The organism is Saccharomonospora sp. NPDC046836 (assembly GCF_040645195.1).
Taxonomy (GTDB): Bacteria; Actinomycetota; Actinomycetes; order Mycobacteriales; family Pseudonocardiaceae; genus Prauserella_A.
Map to the genome: position 1 here is coordinate 431,434 of NZ_JBEYXW010000001.1, position 17,827 is coordinate 449,260.

Below are 17,827 nucleotides of genomic sequence, written 5' to 3' on the forward strand. Positions count from 1 at the left end.
GTCGCCCCTATCCGGTCGGTACCTCGCGCGCGTTCCACGCCTTCATCACGGTAAAGAGGTCGTCCGGCACCCCGTCCGCCGGGAGTTCCCCCTTGCCCTTCAGCCACGGCTCCAGCGCGGCGATCGCGGCCTCGTCCATGCCCTGCCGGACAAGGCCCACGTCGTTGATTCCGGTCACCCTCGCCGGATTGCCGACGCAGACCAGGAAGGCTCCGACCTCCCGGCGCACAGCGGAACCCATGCCGACCATCGCCCCGGGACCGATGCGGCAGCCCTGGTGCACGACCGTGCCCATGCCGAGATTGGCCAGCGCCCAGACGTCGGTGTGCCCGCCCAGCAGTACGTCGCAGGCCAGCGTCACCCCGTCACCGACGCGCACGTCGTGCCCGACGTGGCTGCCCCGCAGAAGGTAGGTCCCGTTGCCGATGGTCGTCGGCCGCCGCGTGCCCTGGTGAACGCTGGCGTACTCGCGGATCCGGTTGCCATCACCGATCCGGACACCGTATCCATCGCGCGCGGGATCGCCTGCCGGCGCGCTGTCCCACGCGACCGGGTGCGGCCCGGTGCGGTCCTCGCCGGGCGTTCCGATGGTGACGTGCGGGCCGATCCAGTTGCCGGCACCGAGGACGGCAGGGCCGACGATGACGGTGTAGGGCCCGACGACGTTGTCCTCGCCGAGCTCGACCCCCGCACCGATGAGCGCGGTCGGGTGAATCCGGTTAGCCAAGGGAATCCATTCGTTGGCGTGCCAGTGACGAGCTGGTTACATGGCCGGGCGCTCACTGTACTCGCCAGGTCCCCCACGGAAAGGATGAGCCGCCGCATGATTCCGCTGTCCGTGGTCGACGTCCGCGACGCCGAACCGCTGGTGACCGAGGTCCTCCGATCGGGCGGTCTCGTGCAGGGGCCGATGGTCGACCGCTTCGAGCGTGCCTTCGCCGGCGTCGCGGGGACCCGCCACGCGATCGCCGTCAACAGCGGCACGACGGCGCTGGTCGCGGCGTTGGAGGTGCTCGACCTCGAGCCGGGTGACGAGGTGATCACCTCGCCGTTCACGTTCGTCGCCACGCTCAACGCGATCATCGAGGCCGGTGCGACAGTGCGTTTCGCCGACATCTGTCGCGACGACTTCGCGCTCGACCCGGACGCCGCGGCCGCGGCGATCGGCCCGCGCACCCGGGTTCTGCTGCCCGTGCACCTCTACGGGCAGCCTGCGGACATGGGTAAGCACGCGGCACTGGCCGCCGAGGCCGATCTGTACCTTGTGGAGGATGCGGCGCAGGCCGTCGGCGCGGCGTATGAGGGGCGGCCCGTCGGTTCGTACGGACTCGGCTGTTTCTCGTTGTATGCCACCAAGAACATCACGACCGCCGAGGGCGGGGTCATCACCACCGATGACGAGCGGCTCGCCGACCGACTGCGCCTGCTGCGCAACCAGGGCATGCGTGCCCGCTACGACTATGTGGTGCCTGGACACAACTATCGGATGTCCGACCTGCACGCCGCCGTGGGCATTCCGCAGCTGGAACGGTTACCTGCGCTGTCGGCGGCCCGCCAGCGCAACGCGCAGCGGCTGACCGAGGGGCTCGGCGGGACGCCAGGGCTGGCCGTACCGGCCACGCTGCCCGGCCGCAAGCACGTCTGGCATCAATACACCGTCCTGATCGGACCGCACGCGATGCTGTCCCGCGACGAGCTGGCGGAGGCGCTCAACGCGCGAGGAATCGGCAGCGGTGTCTACTACCCCAGGCTCGTCTTCGACTACGACTGCTACCGCGGGCATCCGCTCGTCCCCGCCGTATCCGCGCGGGACCTCCCGGTGGCGGCGGCGATCGCCGACCAGGCGCTGTCGTTGCCGGTACATCCGGCACTGACCGACGCGCAGGTGGAGACGATCATCGCGGCAGTGCGCGAGGAGCTCGGCGCGTGAGTGCTCCACATCGGATCGCGCTCGTCGGCGCCGGCGCCATGGGCTCGCTGCATGCCCGTGTGCTCGCCTCGCACGAGCGTACGACTCTGGTCCGGGTGGTCGATCCGTACGAGTCGGCAGGGCAGGCGCTCGCCGATCAGTACGGTGCAGTATGGACACCCGGCATGGGTACGTTGTCCGATGTGGACGCCGTGGTGCTGGCGTCACCGACCGAGCTGCATCACAAGCAGGCGGTCGAGGTACTCCACGCGGGTAAGCCGTTGCTGGTCGAGAAGCCGCTGTCCAACAGCCTGGCGGCGGTTGCCGAGATCCTCGAGTTCGCGCGGCGCGCGGACGTTCCGCTGATGTGCGGGCTGCTGGAACGGTACAACCCCGCCGTGCTCACCGCCCGCGCGTTGATCGAGCAGCCCGTGCACCTGGTGGCCAGGCGACACGGGCCGTACGCGCCGCGGATCCGGACAGGGGTGGCGTGGGATCTGCTGGTGCACGATGTCGACCTGGCGATCCAGTTCTTCGGCGGGTGCGGGCCGACTGCAACGGTGTCCGGCACCGGCCACTTCCATCCCGATTCGGCGGGTGGCGCCGAGGATACCGTCGACGCGGTGCTGACGTTCCCGACGGGACTGGCCACCATCTCGGCGTCCCGGCTCGGCCAGCGGAAGGTACGCTCACTCGTGGTGTCCGAATTGGACCGGATGATCGAGATCGACCTGTTACGCCGGGACGTCACCGTTTACCGGCACGTGTCCCACGACGCGGCGACACCGGAGGGTCGTGGTTACCGGCAGCAGGCGATCGTGGAGTTGCCCGAGTTGGTCACCGCGCGGGAACCGCTGGCGACACAGCTGGATCGCTTTGTCGACCTGCTGGACGGGGTAGCCGATGCCGAGCCCGAACGCGCCTCCATACTCCCTGCCCACGAGGTAGTCGACCGCGTACTAGCGTCGGCCACCTAACGCCGCGAGTCCCCCGCCCAGGCCGCCGAGTTGCCCGCTCGGGCCCGCGAGTCCTCCGCTCCGGCGCGCGAGTCCCCCATTCAGGACCGCGAGTTGCCCGCTCCAGCGTCCCCGGCCGCGGGGTGTCACGGCTTCGTATCGGGCCCGCGGCAGCGGGACACTGGTGCCCACGGGCGCGATGGCGATCGCGATGTTCTGGGTCGGCAGCCCTCCCTGGCGCAGCCCCACCTAGCGCGCGAACACCCGAAAGGTCCCCGGCTGGGCGCTTCGCGCGTCCGGACGGGGGACTCGCGTGCCTGGGCGGGCAAGTCGCGTGCCCGAGCGGGCAACTCGCGCACCTGGGCGGGCAACTCGCGCGCCTGGGCGGGCAACTCGCGGAGCCGAGCGGGGGACTCGCGTGCCTGGGCGGGGGACTCGCGCGGGTTAGTACCTGGCGTACATGGTGGTCAGCGTGTCGAGGTGTTGGGTCAGTACCGTTTCGAGGGCGAAGTGCTTGTCGACGAGTTCCGCGCCGGCCCTGGCGATCTCGCGGGAGCCTGCGGGGTCGTTGACGATCTCGACGAGGCGATCCGCGAGAGTATCCGGCTCGTCCTGCGGTACCAGGTGGACGTTTTCCCGGTCCACCAACCGGACTCCGGGGAAGTTGTCCTCCCGCACCACGGCCACCACCGGCACCTCGGCCGCCATGCTCTCCAGGCTCGCCGTACCGAAGCCGAAACCCTGCAGCTCGTGGCACTCCACGCTCGCGGCGGCGAGATAGTGCGGGATGTCCCGCTTCGGTACGGCACCGGTGGTGACGATGGCGCCCTCGACACCGAGTTGCGCGGCCCGCTGCAAGAAGGCGTCGAAGTACACGCCGCCGACCACGACCAGCTTCGCGTCCGGAACCCGCGCCAGCACACCCGGCAACGCCTCCACCAGCCCCAGCCGGTCACGCAGCGGGATCACATGCCCGGCGGACAGGATCACCGGCGCGTCACCGAGACCGTGGCGCTCACGCACGATCCGCGGGTCGCCACCACGCACCCAATCCGGATCGACACCGACCGGAATGGCCACCGTACCGGCGATCGCCCCGCGATACCGGCGCCCGATGTAGTCGCCCATCTGGACGTCCATCACCACGAACCGCGGCCGGTAACGGCGCAGAATGGGCGCGACGACCGCGGCATCGAGCGCCCGGAACACCCATTGGTACAGCCTGCGCGGACTCTCTAGTCTCGTGTGGACACTCAGCAGCACCGGGACACCGTTGCGGTGGGCCCACAGCCCGGTCGCCCACGTGAGGTCGAAGAACTGCCCGTGCTGATGGATCACGTCCGGCCGGAACTCGTCCAGCAGCTCACGGATCCGGCGCGGCAGGGACGGCCGCAGGGAGAACGCCACATCGAAGTTCACCGCCAGCCTGGTCCGTGGCAGCCGCACCGCGGGCAGGCGAACCACCCGCATCCTGCCCACGACTTCGTCGGCGGGAGCGTCCGGATGCGCGGCGGTGACCACCAGCACCTCGTTACCCGCAGCCGCGTAGCCCTTGGCCAGCGACTCCGACAGGTGGGCGCTGCCGCCGACCCTAGGCGGGTAGAAGTTGTTGACGACCGCGATTCTCATGCGTGGTACTCGATCCGCACATCCGACCCTGCAATGTGGACAGTACCAACCGGACGGGCAGGCACGCCGGTGACGACAGTGCGCGGGGGTACGTCCCTGGTCACCACGGCGCCCGCACCGATGACAGCGGAGTCGCCGATCGTCACGCCCATGAGTACTACCGCATTCGCACCGAGGAACACGTGGTCGCCGATGGTCACCGGCGCCCGGTCCACGTCGGGACACGCGCGCCCGGACACGCAACGCCTCGTGGTGTTGTGTGTGTAGATCTGCACTCCGCAGGAGATGTCGACGCCCTTGCCGATGCGTAACCCGCCGGAGCCGTCCACCACCGTGAAGGCGCCGATCCACGTTCCGGCGCCGATCTGCGGATCACCGCTGATCCAGGCCATCGGGTGGAAGTCGTTGGGCGGCAAGCCTGTTGCGTTCATCCCGCCGACTCACGCACCAGGTCACACATCCCCTGCTCGACCGAGATCTCCGGTTCCCAGCCGAGTACCTCGCGGGCACGGTCGATGTCGGCGGCGCGGCGGGTCACGAGCACGTCCCGCGGGTTGAACTGCGGCTCGACAGCCACACCGACGGCATCGATGAGGATCTTGGCCAGCGTGGCGATCGAGGTGTCGACACCCGTGCCGATGTTGATCGGCAGGTTCGCCTGTTCCGACTCCAGAGCCAGCACCACGGCCCGCGCGAGATCGGCGACGTGCACGAAATCCATCGACTGCTCGCCCTTGCCGTCGATGACCGGCGACTGGCCTGCCCGCAGGCGCTGGATGAAGTGGTTGATCACCGAGGTGTAGTAGGCCTCGATCTTCTGCCCCGGCCCGTACACGTTGAAGAACCGCAGCGCCGTCCACGACAGGCCACGCTGCCGCTCGTAGAACCGCAGCAGGTCCTCACCGGCGCGCTTGGCGATGCAGTACGGCGTCAACGGATCGAGCGGATCGTCCTCGTGCATGGGCAACGTGCTCGGGTCGCCGTACACCGACGCCGACGACGCGAAGACCAGCCGCTCGACGCCCTCATCGGCGGCCGCCGCGAACACGTTGTGGTTGCCCGTCATGTTGATGTCGATGGACTCGTGTGGGTCAGCGATCGACTTGTTGATCGACACGGTCGCGAAGTGGATCGCATGCGTGCACCCGCGGATGGCCTCGCGCACCCCACCGCCGTAGCGAACGTCCTTCTCGACGAGCTCGACCTTGCCGGTGCCGACGAAGGCGTTGACGCGTTCCCGGTCACCCCGCGCCATGTTGTCGTAGATGACGAGGGAGTAGTCGCGCTCCAGCAGCAGCGGGATGGTGTGCGCGGCGATGAAACCGGCTCCACCTGTGAAGAACACCTTCTTGTCTGGCATCTCTCTCCTAGTCGATGGCGTCCCCGACGGCCGCGATGACACGGTCGACCTGGACGTCGGTGAGGTTGGCGTGCATGGGAATCGCCAGGTGCCTGGCGAAGGCCTCCGCTGACACCGGCAGTCGCTGCCGCAGGCCGTACACCGGCTGCAGGTGCGAGGCGTAGGTGCCGAAGTTGCACTGCACCCCCTGCGCGCGTAGCCGCAGTGCGACGGCGTCCCTGGACAGCGGCGGTTCGATGGTGAGCAGGTACGACTGCCACGGGTGCTCGCGGTCGGGCAGCGCCACGGGCGTACGGACGCCGTCGAGGCCGGCCAACCCCGCGTGGTAGCGCCGCGCGACCGAGCGGCGCGCCGCGAGCAGCGCGGGGAGGCGATCCAGCTGCACCGTCAGGATCGCGGCCTGGACCTCGGACATCCGGAAGTTGTAGCCGGCCTCGTGGAACGCGGGGATGGGCAGTGCGGTCTCGTGTTCGCGGCGCAGGGCGGGCTCGATGCCGTAGCTGTGCAGGGTCCGGGCACGCTCGATGAGGTCCGCACGATCGCTGACGAGCGCACCGCCCTCGCCCGCGGTGATGCCTTTGCGGCCGTGGAAGGAGAACGCGGCGAGATCACCGAGGCTGCCGGCGGGGCGGTCGCGGTACCGGGCACCTGCCGCACACGCGGCGTCCTCGAACAGCCACAGCCCACGCCGGTCGGCGATGGCGCGGTACTCGGCGAACTCGCCGGGCTGGCCCGCGACGTCGACGGCGAGGATGCCGACGGTGCGCGGGGTGATGAGTGCCTCGACCGCGGCGGGATCGGCACTCCAGCTGTCGGGACGGACGTCGGCGAACACCGGTGTCGCCCCGGCCTGCAGCACGGCGTGCCCGGTCGCGGGGAAGGTGTAGTCGCCGACGATCACCTCGTCGCCGGGCCGCACATCCAGTACCCGAAGGCCGAGGAACAGTGCGCTACCGCAGTTGGCGGTGGCCAGCGCATGCCGGGTACCGGCGACCGCGGCGAACCGCTCCTCGAACGTGGCGCAGGCCGGCCCCGCACCGGACAGCCAGCCGGACCGCAACACCTCGGCCACCGCGGCGAGCTCCGCGTCCCCGACCGTTGGTTGGCCCAGTGCGATGCTGCCGGGGTGGTCTGTCATGACACTCCTGTCGGCCGAAAACGTGCGGAGGTTTAGAGCACCGCGCCGGTCACCGGGATACTCGACGTATGCGTTTCGGCATCCTCGGTCCGCTCGACGTGCGCGGAACCGACGACGCCCCGGTCGCCGTCGGCGGGCCGAAGGTCCGTGCACTGCTCGGGTTGCTGCTGCTCAACGCGGGTGAGCTGGTCCCGCGGCAGCGGTTGATCGACGGCCTGTACGGCGAGGAGCCGCCCGCGGGCGTCGCCAACGCACTGCAGTCACAGGTATCGAGGCTGCGTCAGGCGCTGCCGGGCCTGGTGGAGTTCCATCCCGCCGGCTACCGGCTCGCGGTCGAGCCAGGCGACGTCGACGCGCACCGTTTCGAGCGGCTGGCCGCACGAGGCAGGGCGGCACTGTCCGCCGGTGAGCACGCGGCCGCGAGATCGGCACTGCACGAGGCGCTGGCGTTGTGGCGGGGACCGGCGCTCGCCGACGTCCCCGAGCTGGCCGCCGACCGGCTGGAGGAGCTGCGCCTCGCCACGACCGAGGACCGCGTCGAGGCGGACCTGGCGATCAGCGATCCGGCGCCGCTGGTCGCCGAGCTGCGCGGGCTCGTCGCCGCGCATCCGCTGCGCGAGCGGCTTCGGGTGCTGCTGGTGCGTGCGCTGCATGCCGGTGGCAGGCAGGCCGAGGCGCTGGCCGCGTTCGACGAGGCCCGCCGGTTCCTCGCCGACGAGCTGGGCGCCGATCCCTCGACGGAGCTGGCCACCGCCCATGCCGAGGTGCTGCGGGCTGATCAGCCGGTGCCGGCCGCACGGCAACCGGTGCGCGGGGTACCCGAGCAACTCACCAGCTTCGTCGGCAGGGACGCCGAGATCACCGAGGTCCGCTCGCTGCTCGGCACCACCCGGCTCGTGACCCTTACCGGGCCGGGCGGAACCGGCAAGACGCGGCTCGCGATCGAAGCGGTGCGCAGCCATTCCGGCGAGGTGTGCTTTGTGGAACTGGCGCCGCTGACCACGGGTACGGACCTGCCGCAGGCCGTGCTGGACGCGCTCAGCCTGCGCGAAACCACGCTGGCCACCTGGGGCAGCGGCCGCCGCCCCGCGGTCGAGCGGCTCGTCAACGCACTCGCCGAACGCGACCTGCTGCTGGTGCTGGACAACTGCGAGCACATCGTCGACGCGGCCGCAGAGCTGGCCGGGCAGCTGCTCGGCCAGTGCCCGCATGTCCGCATCCTGGCCACCAGCCGGGAAGCGCTCGGCCTCACGGGGGAGCGGCTGTGCCCGGTGCCGCAGCTCGCGGTTCCCCCGCTGGGGCAGCCGGACCGCGACGTGCTGGACTACGCCGCCGTGCGCCTGTTCACCGAACGGGCTGCCGCCGCGGCACCCGGGTTCGAGGCGAACGCCGAGCGCATTGCCGATGTGGTGCGGATCTGCCGTGCGCTGGACGGTCTGCCGTTGGCCATCGAGCTGGCGGCCGCCAGGGTGCGGTCCCTGCCGGTGCCACAGGTGGCGGCCCGGCTCGACGACCGGTTCCGGCTGCTGTCGCGGGGAAGCCGGACCGCGGCACCACGGCACCGCACGCTCCGCGCCGTGGTCGAGTGGAGCTGGGACCTGCTCGACGACACCGAGCGCACGCTGGCGCGAAGGCTGACCGTGTTCTCAGGCGGTGCGACGATCGCGGCCGTGGGCCGGGTGTGCGATGTACCCGCGGAGACCCTGCCGGACGTGCTCGCCGGGCTGGTCGAGAAGTCGCTCGTCGACCTCGGCGCCGACAGCCGCTACCGGATGCTGGAGACGGTGCGCGCGTACGGCGCCGAGCGGCTTACCGAGGCCGGTGAACGCGAGCGACTGCAGCGAGCGCACGCCGAGTACTACCTCGAGCTGACGAGCACGGCCGCGGAGCACGTGCTCACCGCCGCGCAGTTGGACTGGCTGCGCAGGCTCGACGCCGAGCAGGACAACCTGCACGCCGCTTTCCGCTGGGCCGCCGCCGACGACACGCGGACGGCGTTGCGGCTGCTGGCCGCGCTGTTGCCGTGCTGGTGGCTGCGCGGCAGGCGCACGGAAGCAGCCACGCTCGCGGCCGAACTGCTCGCCGACCTCGAGCCGGGCGCTCCGCCGGGCCTGGCCGAGGAGTACGCGATGTGCGTCCTGTCGGCTGCCTTCGAAGCAGGGCAGGACCGGCTCGCCGAGCACCTGCCTGCCATGAAGGCGGAGTTCGAGGGCGTCATGTCGCAGTTGCGGGCCCGGCACCCCTTCCTGCTGGTGCTCTGGGGCGCCATGAACGGCATCCCTGGGGAGGAGATCGCGGGATCGTTGCGGCTGCGGTGGCGCCAACAGGCGAACCGCTGGTACCTGGCACTGGACAGTTTGGGCGGGGGCCTGCTGCGGCTCTACCAGGGACGAGCTGCCGAGGCCGAGACCGAGCTGGCCGCGGCGCGCATCGAATTCCAGTCGCTAGGCGAGCGCTGGGGCACCGCGCTCACCCTGGTGGAGCTGGGCAGGCTGACGGGCTGGCGCGGCGACCACGCCAACGCGATCGCGCTGCTCGGCGAGGCACTCGAGCTGAGCAGACAGCTCGATGCGCTCGAAGACGAGGCCACGATCCTGTGCCTGCGCGGCCGGGTTCGCATCCACGCCGGCAGTCTCGATGCGGCGCGGACCGATTTCGCGCTGGCGGCAGAGCTCGCCGAGCGACAGGGCATCCGCGAGATCGCCGCCTCCGCGGCATGCGGCTCGGGCATCGTGGCGAGGCTCTCCGGTGACCTCGCCCGCGCCCGGCAGCTGTGTGAGCGGGCGCTGGCCGACTGCCCGCAGGGGATATTCGGCTTCGAGGAGGTCCGCGGCCAGATCGCGGTGGAGCTCGGCCGGCTCGCCGAGGCGGAGGGCGCGGCGGACGAGGCCACGAAATGGCACCTGCACGCGTTCCGGTCCGGCCGTGACTGGCGGGACCTGCTCACGGCCGGCTCCGCGGTCGAGGGGCTCGCCGGGGTGGCCGTCCTGCGTGGCGATGCCCGGCGGGCGGCCCTGCTGCACGGGGCCGCGACAGCCTTGCGCGGCGCCGCCGTCGCCGGGGACCCGGATGTGGCGCGGGTATCGGCCCTCGCGCGTGCCCGCCTCGGCGACGAGGTCTACGCGGCCGAGCACGCGCGCGGTGCGGCGCTGGCCAAGGCCGATGCACTGGCAGTGGTCACCGCGGCGGATTGACGCCGTCAGTGGTTGGTGCGTGGGCGGTCAGCGAGCGCACACATGCTCGCCGGTATGAATGAGCTCACCATCGTCGCAGGTGGACGGCACGACTTCATGACCGTCCGACATCTCGTCCTCCGCGGCGACCAGACCACCATCGGGCACGCCCTTGCCGAAGAGGCCCGCTCCAGCGCGGGCTGGGTTCCCGCGAACATCGATCCGCTGCGCAACCGCGCACGATGGACGTGGTTCGAGCGGAACTGGCCCGAGCACTACGCCCGTATGTCCGGTGCGGCGACCGCCTTCGGCCTCGACCCCGAGACCGACAACGTCTGTCTCGACGGCATGCCGACCCTGCCCGACGGCTCCGGTTGCTCCGCGGTGTGGTGTCCGCCCGTGCTGGCCGCTGACGGGCAGGGCCGGGTGGCCCGCAACTACGACCTGTTCACGGAACCGGGTGCGGCGTCGCGTCCCTACGTCATCACGATGTACCCCGACAACGGCCTGGCCTCCACCGCGCTCACCATGTCCGAACTGGACGGCTGCACGGAGGGTATCAACGAGGCCGGGTTGACCGTCACGCTGCTGCTGACCGGGCTGGGTAGTACATCCCGGCCGACGGCCCCGCCTGCACCACAGGCGGGGCTCAACATCACGCAGGTCCCGCGTTTCCTGCTCGATACGTGCGAGAACGTCGACCAGGCCAAGCAGGCACTCCTCGGCGCAAAGCAGTACGACGAGGGCGTGCCGTGTCACTACCTCATAGCCGATGCCTCGGGGCAGGCCTTCGTGTGGGAGCGCGGCGCGCACGACAGCGAGCACATCATCGAGGCCACGGGCGGGCCGTTGTGCGTGACCAACCACCAGCTGCACGAGTACCCCGACGTGCAGGACCTGCCCGAGGACACGCCGGAGACGTTCCTGACCTACCAGCGTGCGCGGGCGCTCGCCAAGGAGACCGCAGGCCGACTGTCGGCGGGTTCGCTGCGGGCGGCGCTGGACGCGGCCGCGATGTCGGCTGTGCCCGAGCAGCCGTGGCGGACCTTGTGGCGCACGGTCTTCGACCCGGCGGTGCGCACCATGACCAGCAGGTTCTACCTCGGCGACGCCGATAACGGTAGCGCGCGGTACTCCCCCGAGGTCACGTTCGAGGTGGCGAAATGAGCCGTGCCGGAAAGCGAGAGTGGGCGGGCCTTGCGGTACTGCTGCTGCCGAGCCTGCTCGTGTCGATGGACATGTCCGTGCTGTTCTTCGCGCTGCCGTTCCTCAGTGCGGACCTGGAACCGACGAGCTCGCAGCAGCTGTGGATCGCCGACATCTACGGGTTCCTGCTCGCCGGGCTGCTGATCACCATGGGCTCGCTCGGCGACCGCATCGGCCGCAGGCGGCTGCTCCTGCTCGGCGCGGGCGCCTTCGGCGTGGCCTCGGTACTCTCGGCCTACGCGAACAGCGCCGAGATGCTGATCGCAGCACGGGCACTGCTCGGCATCGGTGGCGCGACGCTGGCCCCGTCCACACTGTCGCTCATCCGGGCCATGTTCCACGACGCCAAGCAACGCACACTCGCGATCTCGCTGTGGACGGCGGGTTTCGCCGGTGGTGCCCTGCTCGGGCCGATCATCGGCGGCCTGCTGCTGGAGCAGTTCTGGTGGGGCTCGGTGTTCCTGATCAACGTGCCGGCAATGGTGCTGCTGCTGATCCTCGGCCCGCTGCTGCTGCCCGAGTACGCCGACCCGAAGCCGGGCCGCTTCGACCTGTTCAGTGCCGTGCTGTCGCTCGCGGCGGTGCTGCCCGTGATCAACGGCATCAAGCGTATCGCCGAGCACGGGTTCGACACGGTCGCCGCAGTGTCCATTGTGGCCGGTCTGCCCGTCGGCGTCGCCTTCGTGTACCGGCAACAGCGCCTGCCCCATCCGATGATCGACCTGGCACTGTTCCGCAAGCGCGAGTTCAGCGCGGCGATCCTGACGGCGTTGACCGCGATGTTCGCCGTCATGGGGTTGAGCCTGGCCGCGGCCCAGTATCTCCAGCTGGTGCTCGGGATGCGGCCGTTCACGGCGGCACTGTGGTCGGCGCCGAACTTCGTGGGGATGGCGGTGGGCACCACGCTGGCCGCCGTGATCGCGAGACGTATCCGGCCCGGTTACCTCATCACGTCCGGGCTTCTGCTTGCGGCGTGCGGGTTCGCGATACTCACCCAGATCACCGTCGACAGCGGTCTCGCGTGGCTCGTGACGGGTAGCGTGCTGATGGCGACGGGCGTCGGCGTAGTGGCGGCGCTGGCCACGGACCTGGTGGTGGCGAGCGCGCCACAGGAGCGAGCAGGCAGCGCATCCGCGCTGTCCGAGACGGGTACCGAGTTCGGCGGCGCACTCGGCATGGCGGTGCTGGGCAGCGTCGGTGTCGCGGTGTACCGGTCGACCTTCGCCGACACCGCTCCGTCGGGGCTTCCGCCGGAGGCCGTCGAGGCCGCCCGCGACACGCTGGGCGGTGCTGTGGCGACGGCGGCACAGCTGCCGCAGGCCGACGGTGCCCGGCTGGTGGACGCCGCCTCCGCGGCCTACGTGGAAGGGGTCCAGATCATTGCCACGGTCGGAACGCTGACCATGGTGGGGATCGCCGTGTTCGCCGCGGTGCTGCTGCGGCACGTCCGCGCCGCCGGGACTCCGTCCACCGCGGCTGCCGCGTAGGCTGGCGGACCGTGCGTCGTGTCGTCGTCATCGGTGGCGGGATCATCGGCCTTGCCGTCGCCAACGAGCTGATGACACGCGGCGCACGGGTGACCGTCCTGGAGAAGGAGACCCGCTGGGCGGCGCACCAGAGCGGGCACAACTCCAACGTCGTGCACGCGGGCCTGTACTACCGGCCGGGTTCGTTCAAGGCACGCATGTCGGTGGCCGGTAACCGGTCGATCGTGGCGCTCGCCAGGGAACACGGTGTTCCGGTGGACGTGTGCGGCAAGCTGGTCGTCGCGACGGACGAAGGCGAGCTGCCCGCACTCGATGTGCTCGCCGAACGTGCCGCGGCCAACGGGGTGCCCGCGAGGATGATCTCGGCGGCCGAGGCCCGCGAGTACGAACCCGAGGTGTCGTGTGTGCGGGCGCTGCGGGTGGAGTCCACCGGCGTCATCGACTTCCCCGCTGTGTGCACCGCGCTGGTCCGGCTGCTCCAGCACGGCGGTGCCGACCTGCGCCTGGGCACACCGGCGCTGGGCATCCGGCCTGGATCGCCCACCGGCGTGGAGATCGCCACCGGTTCCGCGGTGCTGCGGGCGGATGCGCTGGTGAACTGCGCGGGCCTGCAGGCCGATCGGGTCGCGCGGCTGGCCGGACTGGCACCGCGGGCCCGGATCGTGCCGTTTCGCGGCGAGTACTACGAGCTGCGGCCCGATCGGCGGCACCTGGTGCGCGGGCTGATCTACCCGGTGCCCGATCCGGCGCTGCCGTTCCTCGGCGTGCACCTCACGCGGATGCTCGACGGCAGTGTCCACGCGGGACCGAACGCCGTGCTGGCGTTGCGCCGGGAGGGTTACCGCTGGCGGGACGTGTCGCTGCGCGACCTGGCCGAGATCGCCACGTTTCCCGGCGCGTGGCGGCTGGCGCGCCGTTACGCGTGGCCGACAGGTCGGGACGAGGTGCGCCGCTCCCTGTCGAGGCGGCGGTTCGCGGCGAGCCTCGCCCGGCTGGTCCCCGCTGTGCAACCGGGCGACCTCGTGCGGTACGGAGCAGGCGTGCGAGCGCAGGCCATGCTCCCCGACGGCTCCCTCGTCGACGACTTCCTGATCGAGACGGCGCCGAACCAGGTGCACGTGCTCAACGCACCCTCCCCGGCGGCGACCAGTGCGCTGGAGATCGCCGGCTACATCGCCGACCGCGTGGGCTGAAACGCGGAGCGGGCAACTCGCGCGCCCGAACGGGCAACTCGCGCGCCCGACCGGGCAACTCGCGCGCCCGACCGGGGGACTCGCGGGCTGGAGCGGGGGACTCGCGCGGTTACGTGCCGGACAGGTTGGCCGTCACCTGGGGAGCCGCGGCCTTGGCGACGTCGCAGGCCCGCTCCGGGTCGCTGAAGTCGCTCGCGGTCAGCACGATGAACGAGGTCTCGGACAGCTCGATCGCGAGCATGCACACCGAGCCGCCGGTGAGCGGATCGGGATAGTGCCCCCAGGTGCGCCCGCCGTACTCCAGTGTCTCGAGCGGCTCGGCACCATCCATATAGGTCGCGAGCGAGAACGTGGTCTCCAGGCCGGCCGTGAGCGAGTCCAGCTCCGAGGCGGGATCGCTCTGCGCCCACTGACACGACGGCGGCATCAGCCGCGCACGTTCACCGGGCACGAACTCGCCTTCCGCGACGAGGCCGAGTCCGCTCGCCTGCTCCGGGCTCAGCAGGGCGCACGGCTCACCGGCCGCGACGCGGTTCGCGCTGCTCTGCACAGGCGGCGCCGGCTGCGGTTGTGCGGTGCCGCCGAGGGTGCTGGAACAGGCGCTGAGCAGGACACATGCCGCCAGCACGCCGAAGGCGCTCGCACGCAAGATCAGTTCCCCCTGCTCGAGTTTGTTGCCACCTGATTAACGGATCACAGCGTAACGGGACAGTTCTCGACACGCGGGTTACATCGCATTTCCCGCCGGTGAAGCTTGTGCACACATAGCACTGGCGCGCGGGCGCGCAACTTACCTTGGCCGTGTGCTCACCGAAACCGACGTCATCGGGCTACCGGAGCCCACGGGGATCGGACTGATCGCCCCGTTCGACTTCGCGCTGGACCGCGAGCTCTGGCGCTGGTTACCCGACCACGTCTCCCTGCACACCACCCGGCTGCCCTACCTGCCGGAGCCGGTGACGGTGCAGCTCGCGTCCGCGCTGGGCAACCCACACGGCGTGCGCCGCGCGACGCGCGATGTCCTGACGCCCGAACCGGTCGCGGTCGCCTACGCCTGCACGTCGGGCAGCTTCGTCGACGGCGCCGCCGGGGAGGCCGCGCTCGTCACCGCGATGCTCGCGGCCGGGGCGCCCGCCGCGGTGACCACATCGGGTGCACTGGTGAGTGCGCTCGAAGAGCTGCAGGTGCGCCGCCTCGCCGTCGTCACGCCCTATGTGGACGGTGTGACCAACCGGCTGCTGGCCTACCTCGCCGAGTTCGGCATCACCACCTCGGCGAGCTTCGGTCTCGGTTTGCTCGCCGACATCTGGAAGATCTCCTACGCCGACGTCGTGCGCGCGGTCACCGGGATGGATCTCACCGGCGCCGACGCGTTGTTCGTCAGCTGCACGAACGTGCCGACCTACGACCTGATCGCACCGCTCGAACAGCACCTCGGCATTCCGGTGCTGACAGCGAACCAGGTGACGATGTGGGCGGCACTGCGCGCGGCGAACGTCACCGACGTCGCCGCGCCCGGCGCGCTATTCGCCGGCCGGAGCCAGGACTTCGCGGCCGCCTAGGAACGGCCGCATCGCCTCGGGCACCCGGACCGAACCGTCCTCCTGCTGGTGGTTCTCCAGGATCGCCACGATCCAGCGCGTCGTCGCCAGCGTGCCGTTCAGCGTCGCCGCGGCCTGCGGGCGCCCGTTCTCGTCGCGGTAGCGCACGCCGAGCCTGCGCGCCTGGAACGTCGTGCAGTTCGAGGTGGACGTCAGCTCGCGGTACGCCTGCTGGGTCGGTACCCACGCCTCGCAGTCGTACTTGCGGGCCGCGCTCGTGCCCAGATCACCGGCCGCCGTGTCGATCACCCGGTAGGGCACCTCGATCTTGGCGAGCATCTGCTCTTCCCACGCGAGCAACCGGTCGTGTTCGGCCTCGGCGTCCTCAGGACGGCAGAACACGAACATCTCGATCTTGTCGAACTGGTGCACGCGGATGATGCCGCGAGTGTCCTTGCCGTACGAGCCGGCCTCCCGGCGAAAGCACGTCGACCAGCCCGCGTAACGCCGGGAACCCCTGCCGAGGTCCAGGATCTCGTCGGCGTGGTAGCCGGCAAGCGGCACCTCCGAGGTGCCGACGAGGTACAGGTCGTCCTCCGGCAGCCGGTAGATCTCCGCCGAATGCGCACCGAGGAACCCTGTGCCCGCCATGATCTCGGGGCGCACGAGCACGGGCGGGATCATGAGCTGGAAGCCGTTCTCGACGGCCTGCGCGGCGGCCATGTTGAGCAGGGCCATCTGCAGCTGCGCACCGATACCGGTGAGGAAGTAGAACCGGGCGCCGGACACCTTCGCACCGCGCTCGGTGTCGATCGCGCCGAGGCGTTCACCGAGTTCGAGGTGGTCGCGCGGGGTGAAGACGAACTCGCGGGGCGTACCGACGTGCTTGAGCACCACGTAGTCGTCCTCGCCGCCCGCGGGGACAGCCGGATGCACGAGGTTGGGCAGGCGCCGGTGCAGCTCGTCGAACTCGGCGCTCGCGCGGGACTGCTCGGTCTCGGCGGCCTTGACCCGCGCAGCGAGATCCTTGCCCGTGGCGAGCAGCGCCTCGCGCTCGTCACCGGCTGCCTTGCCGATCTGCTTGCCGAGCTGCTTCTGCTCGGCACGCAGCGTGTCGGCGGAGGCGATGGCGGACCTGCGCTCGGCGTCGAGAGCCAGCAGCTTGTCAACGACGGCCGCGTCTTCACCGCGGGCGCGCTGCGAGGCGCGAACCGCGTCCGGGTCTTCGCGCAGAGTCCTGGGGTCAATCACGTTGATGAGGGTAGTCGGCGCTCAACTGCAACCGATCGCCGCCGCGGAAGGCGGGGCGTCATGACAGGCCGCGGACGAAGTCGGCGACCACTCTGGCGAGGGCTTCCCCGGCGTCCTCCTGCAGGAAATGCCCGGCACCGGCGATTGTCGGGTGCTCCCTGCCCGCGGCACCTGGCATCCGGCGCAGCAGCATCGGCTTCATCCCGGCAGTGATCGGGTCGCCGTCGGAGAAGGCGCACACGAACGGCAGGTCCAGCCCGGACAGTGTCGTCCATGCGGCCCGGTTGGCCTCCGTCGCCGGGTCGTCAGGGCTGGTCGGGACCAGTCCTGGCATCGCACGCGGCCCCGCCTTGTACATCTCGTTGGGAAACGGCGCGTCGTAGGCGGCACGCTCGGCCACGGTCAGCTGGGTCGTGCAGCCGGACTGGACGAACCGCGCGATGTCGAGCACCGGCGCCTTCCGCACAGCGTCGTGGAACGCCCACCACACCGCAGGCATGTCCTGCTCCCCCGTCGGCAGCCCGGTGTTGGCGGCGACGACACCCGCGAAGCGCTCCGGATTCTCGGCCACCAGCCGCAGGCCGATCAGCCCGCCCCAGTCCTGACCGACCAGCGTCACCCCGCGCAGGTCGAGCACGTCGAACGCGAACGCCCGCAACCACTCCACATGCCGGGCGTAGCTGTGGTCGGCGACATCGGCGGGCTTGTCGGAACGCCCGAAGCCCACCAGGTCCGGTGCGATGGCGCGCAACCCGGCAGCCGCGAGCACCGGGAGCAGCTTCCGGTAGAGGAACGACCAGCTGGGCTCCCCGTGCAGAAGCAGGATGGGAGGTCCATCGGGCGGCCCCGCCTCGACGTAGCCGATGCGCACGATGCCAAGCACCGGGTTGTCCAGGTCGGCGTACAGGGGCGGGTAGTCGAAGTCGGGCAGGTCGGCGAATCGGTCCTCGGGCGTTCGCAGTAACCGCACCCCACCAACCGTAG

15 protein-coding genes are annotated in these 17,827 nt (G+C 70.6%); 7 read left to right on the plus strand and 8 right to left on the minus strand.

Translation table 11 applies throughout. From position 1 onward, the window contains the following. Positions 1-7: 7 nt before the first annotated feature. Positions 8-727, minus strand: a complete 720-nt coding sequence (locus tag ABZ863_RS02205) for a UDP-N-acetylglucosamine acyltransferase (RefSeq protein WP_358529947.1) — start codon at positions 725-727, stop codon at positions 8-10. Positions 728-823: 96 nt separating this feature from the next. Between ABZ863_RS02205 and ABZ863_RS02210 the strand changes: the two genes are divergently transcribed. Together ABZ863_RS02210 and ABZ863_RS02215 are read left to right on the plus strand one after the other, a co-directional pair. Next, a complete protein-coding gene (locus ABZ863_RS02210; protein ID WP_358529950.1) occupies positions 824-1,930 on the plus strand; it encodes a DegT/DnrJ/EryC1/StrS family aminotransferase in 1,107 nt (368 codons plus the stop codon). Then, positions 1,927-2,886 carry a Gfo/Idh/MocA family oxidoreductase gene (locus tag ABZ863_RS02215; RefSeq protein ID WP_358529953.1) on the plus strand — a complete coding sequence of 320 codons (960 nt, stop codon included), beginning with the start codon at positions 1,927-1,929 and terminating at the stop codon, positions 2,884-2,886. The genes ABZ863_RS02210 and ABZ863_RS02215 overlap by 4 nt, the downstream gene beginning before the upstream one ends. 423 nt (positions 2,887-3,309) lie before the next feature. Here ABZ863_RS02215 and ABZ863_RS02220 read toward each other — a convergent pair whose 3' ends face one another. The 4 genes from ABZ863_RS02220 to ABZ863_RS02235 are packed head-to-tail and all read right to left on the minus strand — an operon-like array spanning position 3,310 to position 6,992. Then, positions 3,310-4,494, minus strand: a complete 1,185-nt coding sequence (locus tag ABZ863_RS02220) for a glycosyltransferase family 4 protein (RefSeq protein ID WP_358529956.1) — start codon at positions 4,492-4,494, stop codon at positions 3,310-3,312. After that, positions 4,491-4,925 carry an acyltransferase gene (locus ABZ863_RS02225; RefSeq protein ID WP_358529957.1) on the minus strand — a complete coding sequence of 145 codons (435 nt, stop codon included), beginning with the start codon at positions 4,923-4,925 and terminating at the stop codon, positions 4,491-4,493. The genes ABZ863_RS02220 and ABZ863_RS02225 overlap by 4 nt, the downstream gene beginning before the upstream one ends. Further along, positions 4,922-5,854, minus strand: coding sequence for an NAD-dependent epimerase/dehydratase family protein (locus ABZ863_RS02230; protein ID WP_358529959.1), 933 nt, complete (start codon positions 5,852-5,854; stop codon positions 4,922-4,924). Before ABZ863_RS02230 ends, ABZ863_RS02225 begins: the two co-directional genes overlap by 4 nt. A gap of 7 nt (positions 5,855-5,861) precedes the next feature. Continuing rightward, positions 5,862-6,992 carry a DegT/DnrJ/EryC1/StrS family aminotransferase gene (locus tag ABZ863_RS02235; protein WP_358529962.1) on the minus strand — a complete coding sequence of 377 codons (1,131 nt, stop codon included), beginning with the start codon at positions 6,990-6,992 and terminating at the stop codon, positions 5,862-5,864. Between the two features lie 68 nt (positions 6,993-7,060). Between ABZ863_RS02235 and ABZ863_RS02240 the strand changes: the two genes are divergently transcribed. From ABZ863_RS02240 to lhgO, 4 genes are read left to right on the plus strand one after another with little or no spacing between them, the layout of a single operon-like run. Beyond that, positions 7,061-10,186 carry a BTAD domain-containing putative transcriptional regulator gene (locus ABZ863_RS02240; protein WP_358529965.1) on the plus strand — a complete coding sequence of 1,042 codons (3,126 nt, stop codon included), beginning with the start codon at positions 7,061-7,063 and terminating at the stop codon, positions 10,184-10,186. 54 nt (positions 10,187-10,240) lie between these two features. Then, a complete protein-coding gene (locus ABZ863_RS02245; protein ID WP_358529968.1) occupies positions 10,241-11,332 on the plus strand; it encodes a C45 family autoproteolytic acyltransferase/hydolase in 1,092 nt (363 codons plus the stop codon). Then, entirely contained in the window at positions 11,329-12,858 is a 1,530-nt protein-coding gene (locus tag ABZ863_RS02250) for an MFS transporter (protein ID WP_358529971.1), read from the plus strand. Before ABZ863_RS02245 ends, ABZ863_RS02250 begins: the two co-directional genes overlap by 4 nt. Before the next feature lie 11 nt (positions 12,859-12,869). Continuing rightward, positions 12,870-14,051, plus strand: coding sequence for an L-2-hydroxyglutarate oxidase (gene lhgO, locus ABZ863_RS02255; RefSeq protein WP_358529974.1), 1,182 nt, complete (start codon positions 12,870-12,872; stop codon positions 14,049-14,051). A gap of 109 nt (positions 14,052-14,160) precedes the next feature. Here the strand turns inward: lhgO and ABZ863_RS02260 are convergent, their stop codons facing one another. Then, positions 14,161-14,700: a DUF3558 family protein gene (locus ABZ863_RS02260; protein ID WP_358529977.1), complete on the minus strand. Its 540-nt coding sequence runs from the start codon at positions 14,698-14,700 to the stop codon at positions 14,161-14,163. Between the two features lie 154 nt (positions 14,701-14,854). On the opposite strand from ABZ863_RS02260, the gene ABZ863_RS02265 reads away from it, so the two are divergent. Beyond that, on the plus strand, positions 14,855-15,613 hold the full coding sequence (locus ABZ863_RS02265; protein ID WP_358529979.1) for an Asp/Glu/hydantoin racemase: 759 nt from the start codon (positions 14,855-14,857) through the stop codon (positions 15,611-15,613). On the opposite strand, the gene serS is transcribed toward ABZ863_RS02265, so the two are convergent. Beyond that, positions 15,575-16,843 (minus strand): serine--tRNA ligase, encoded by a 1,269-nt coding sequence (gene serS, locus ABZ863_RS02270; RefSeq protein ID WP_358529982.1) that lies wholly within the window; start codon positions 16,841-16,843, stop codon positions 15,575-15,577. The genes ABZ863_RS02265 and serS overlap by 39 nt on opposite strands. Before the next feature lie 58 nt (positions 16,844-16,901). Then, on the minus strand, positions 16,902-17,813 hold the full coding sequence (locus ABZ863_RS02275) for a haloalkane dehalogenase (protein WP_358529985.1): 912 nt from the start codon (positions 17,811-17,813) through the stop codon (positions 16,902-16,904). Positions 17,814-17,827 lie beyond the last annotated feature (14 nt).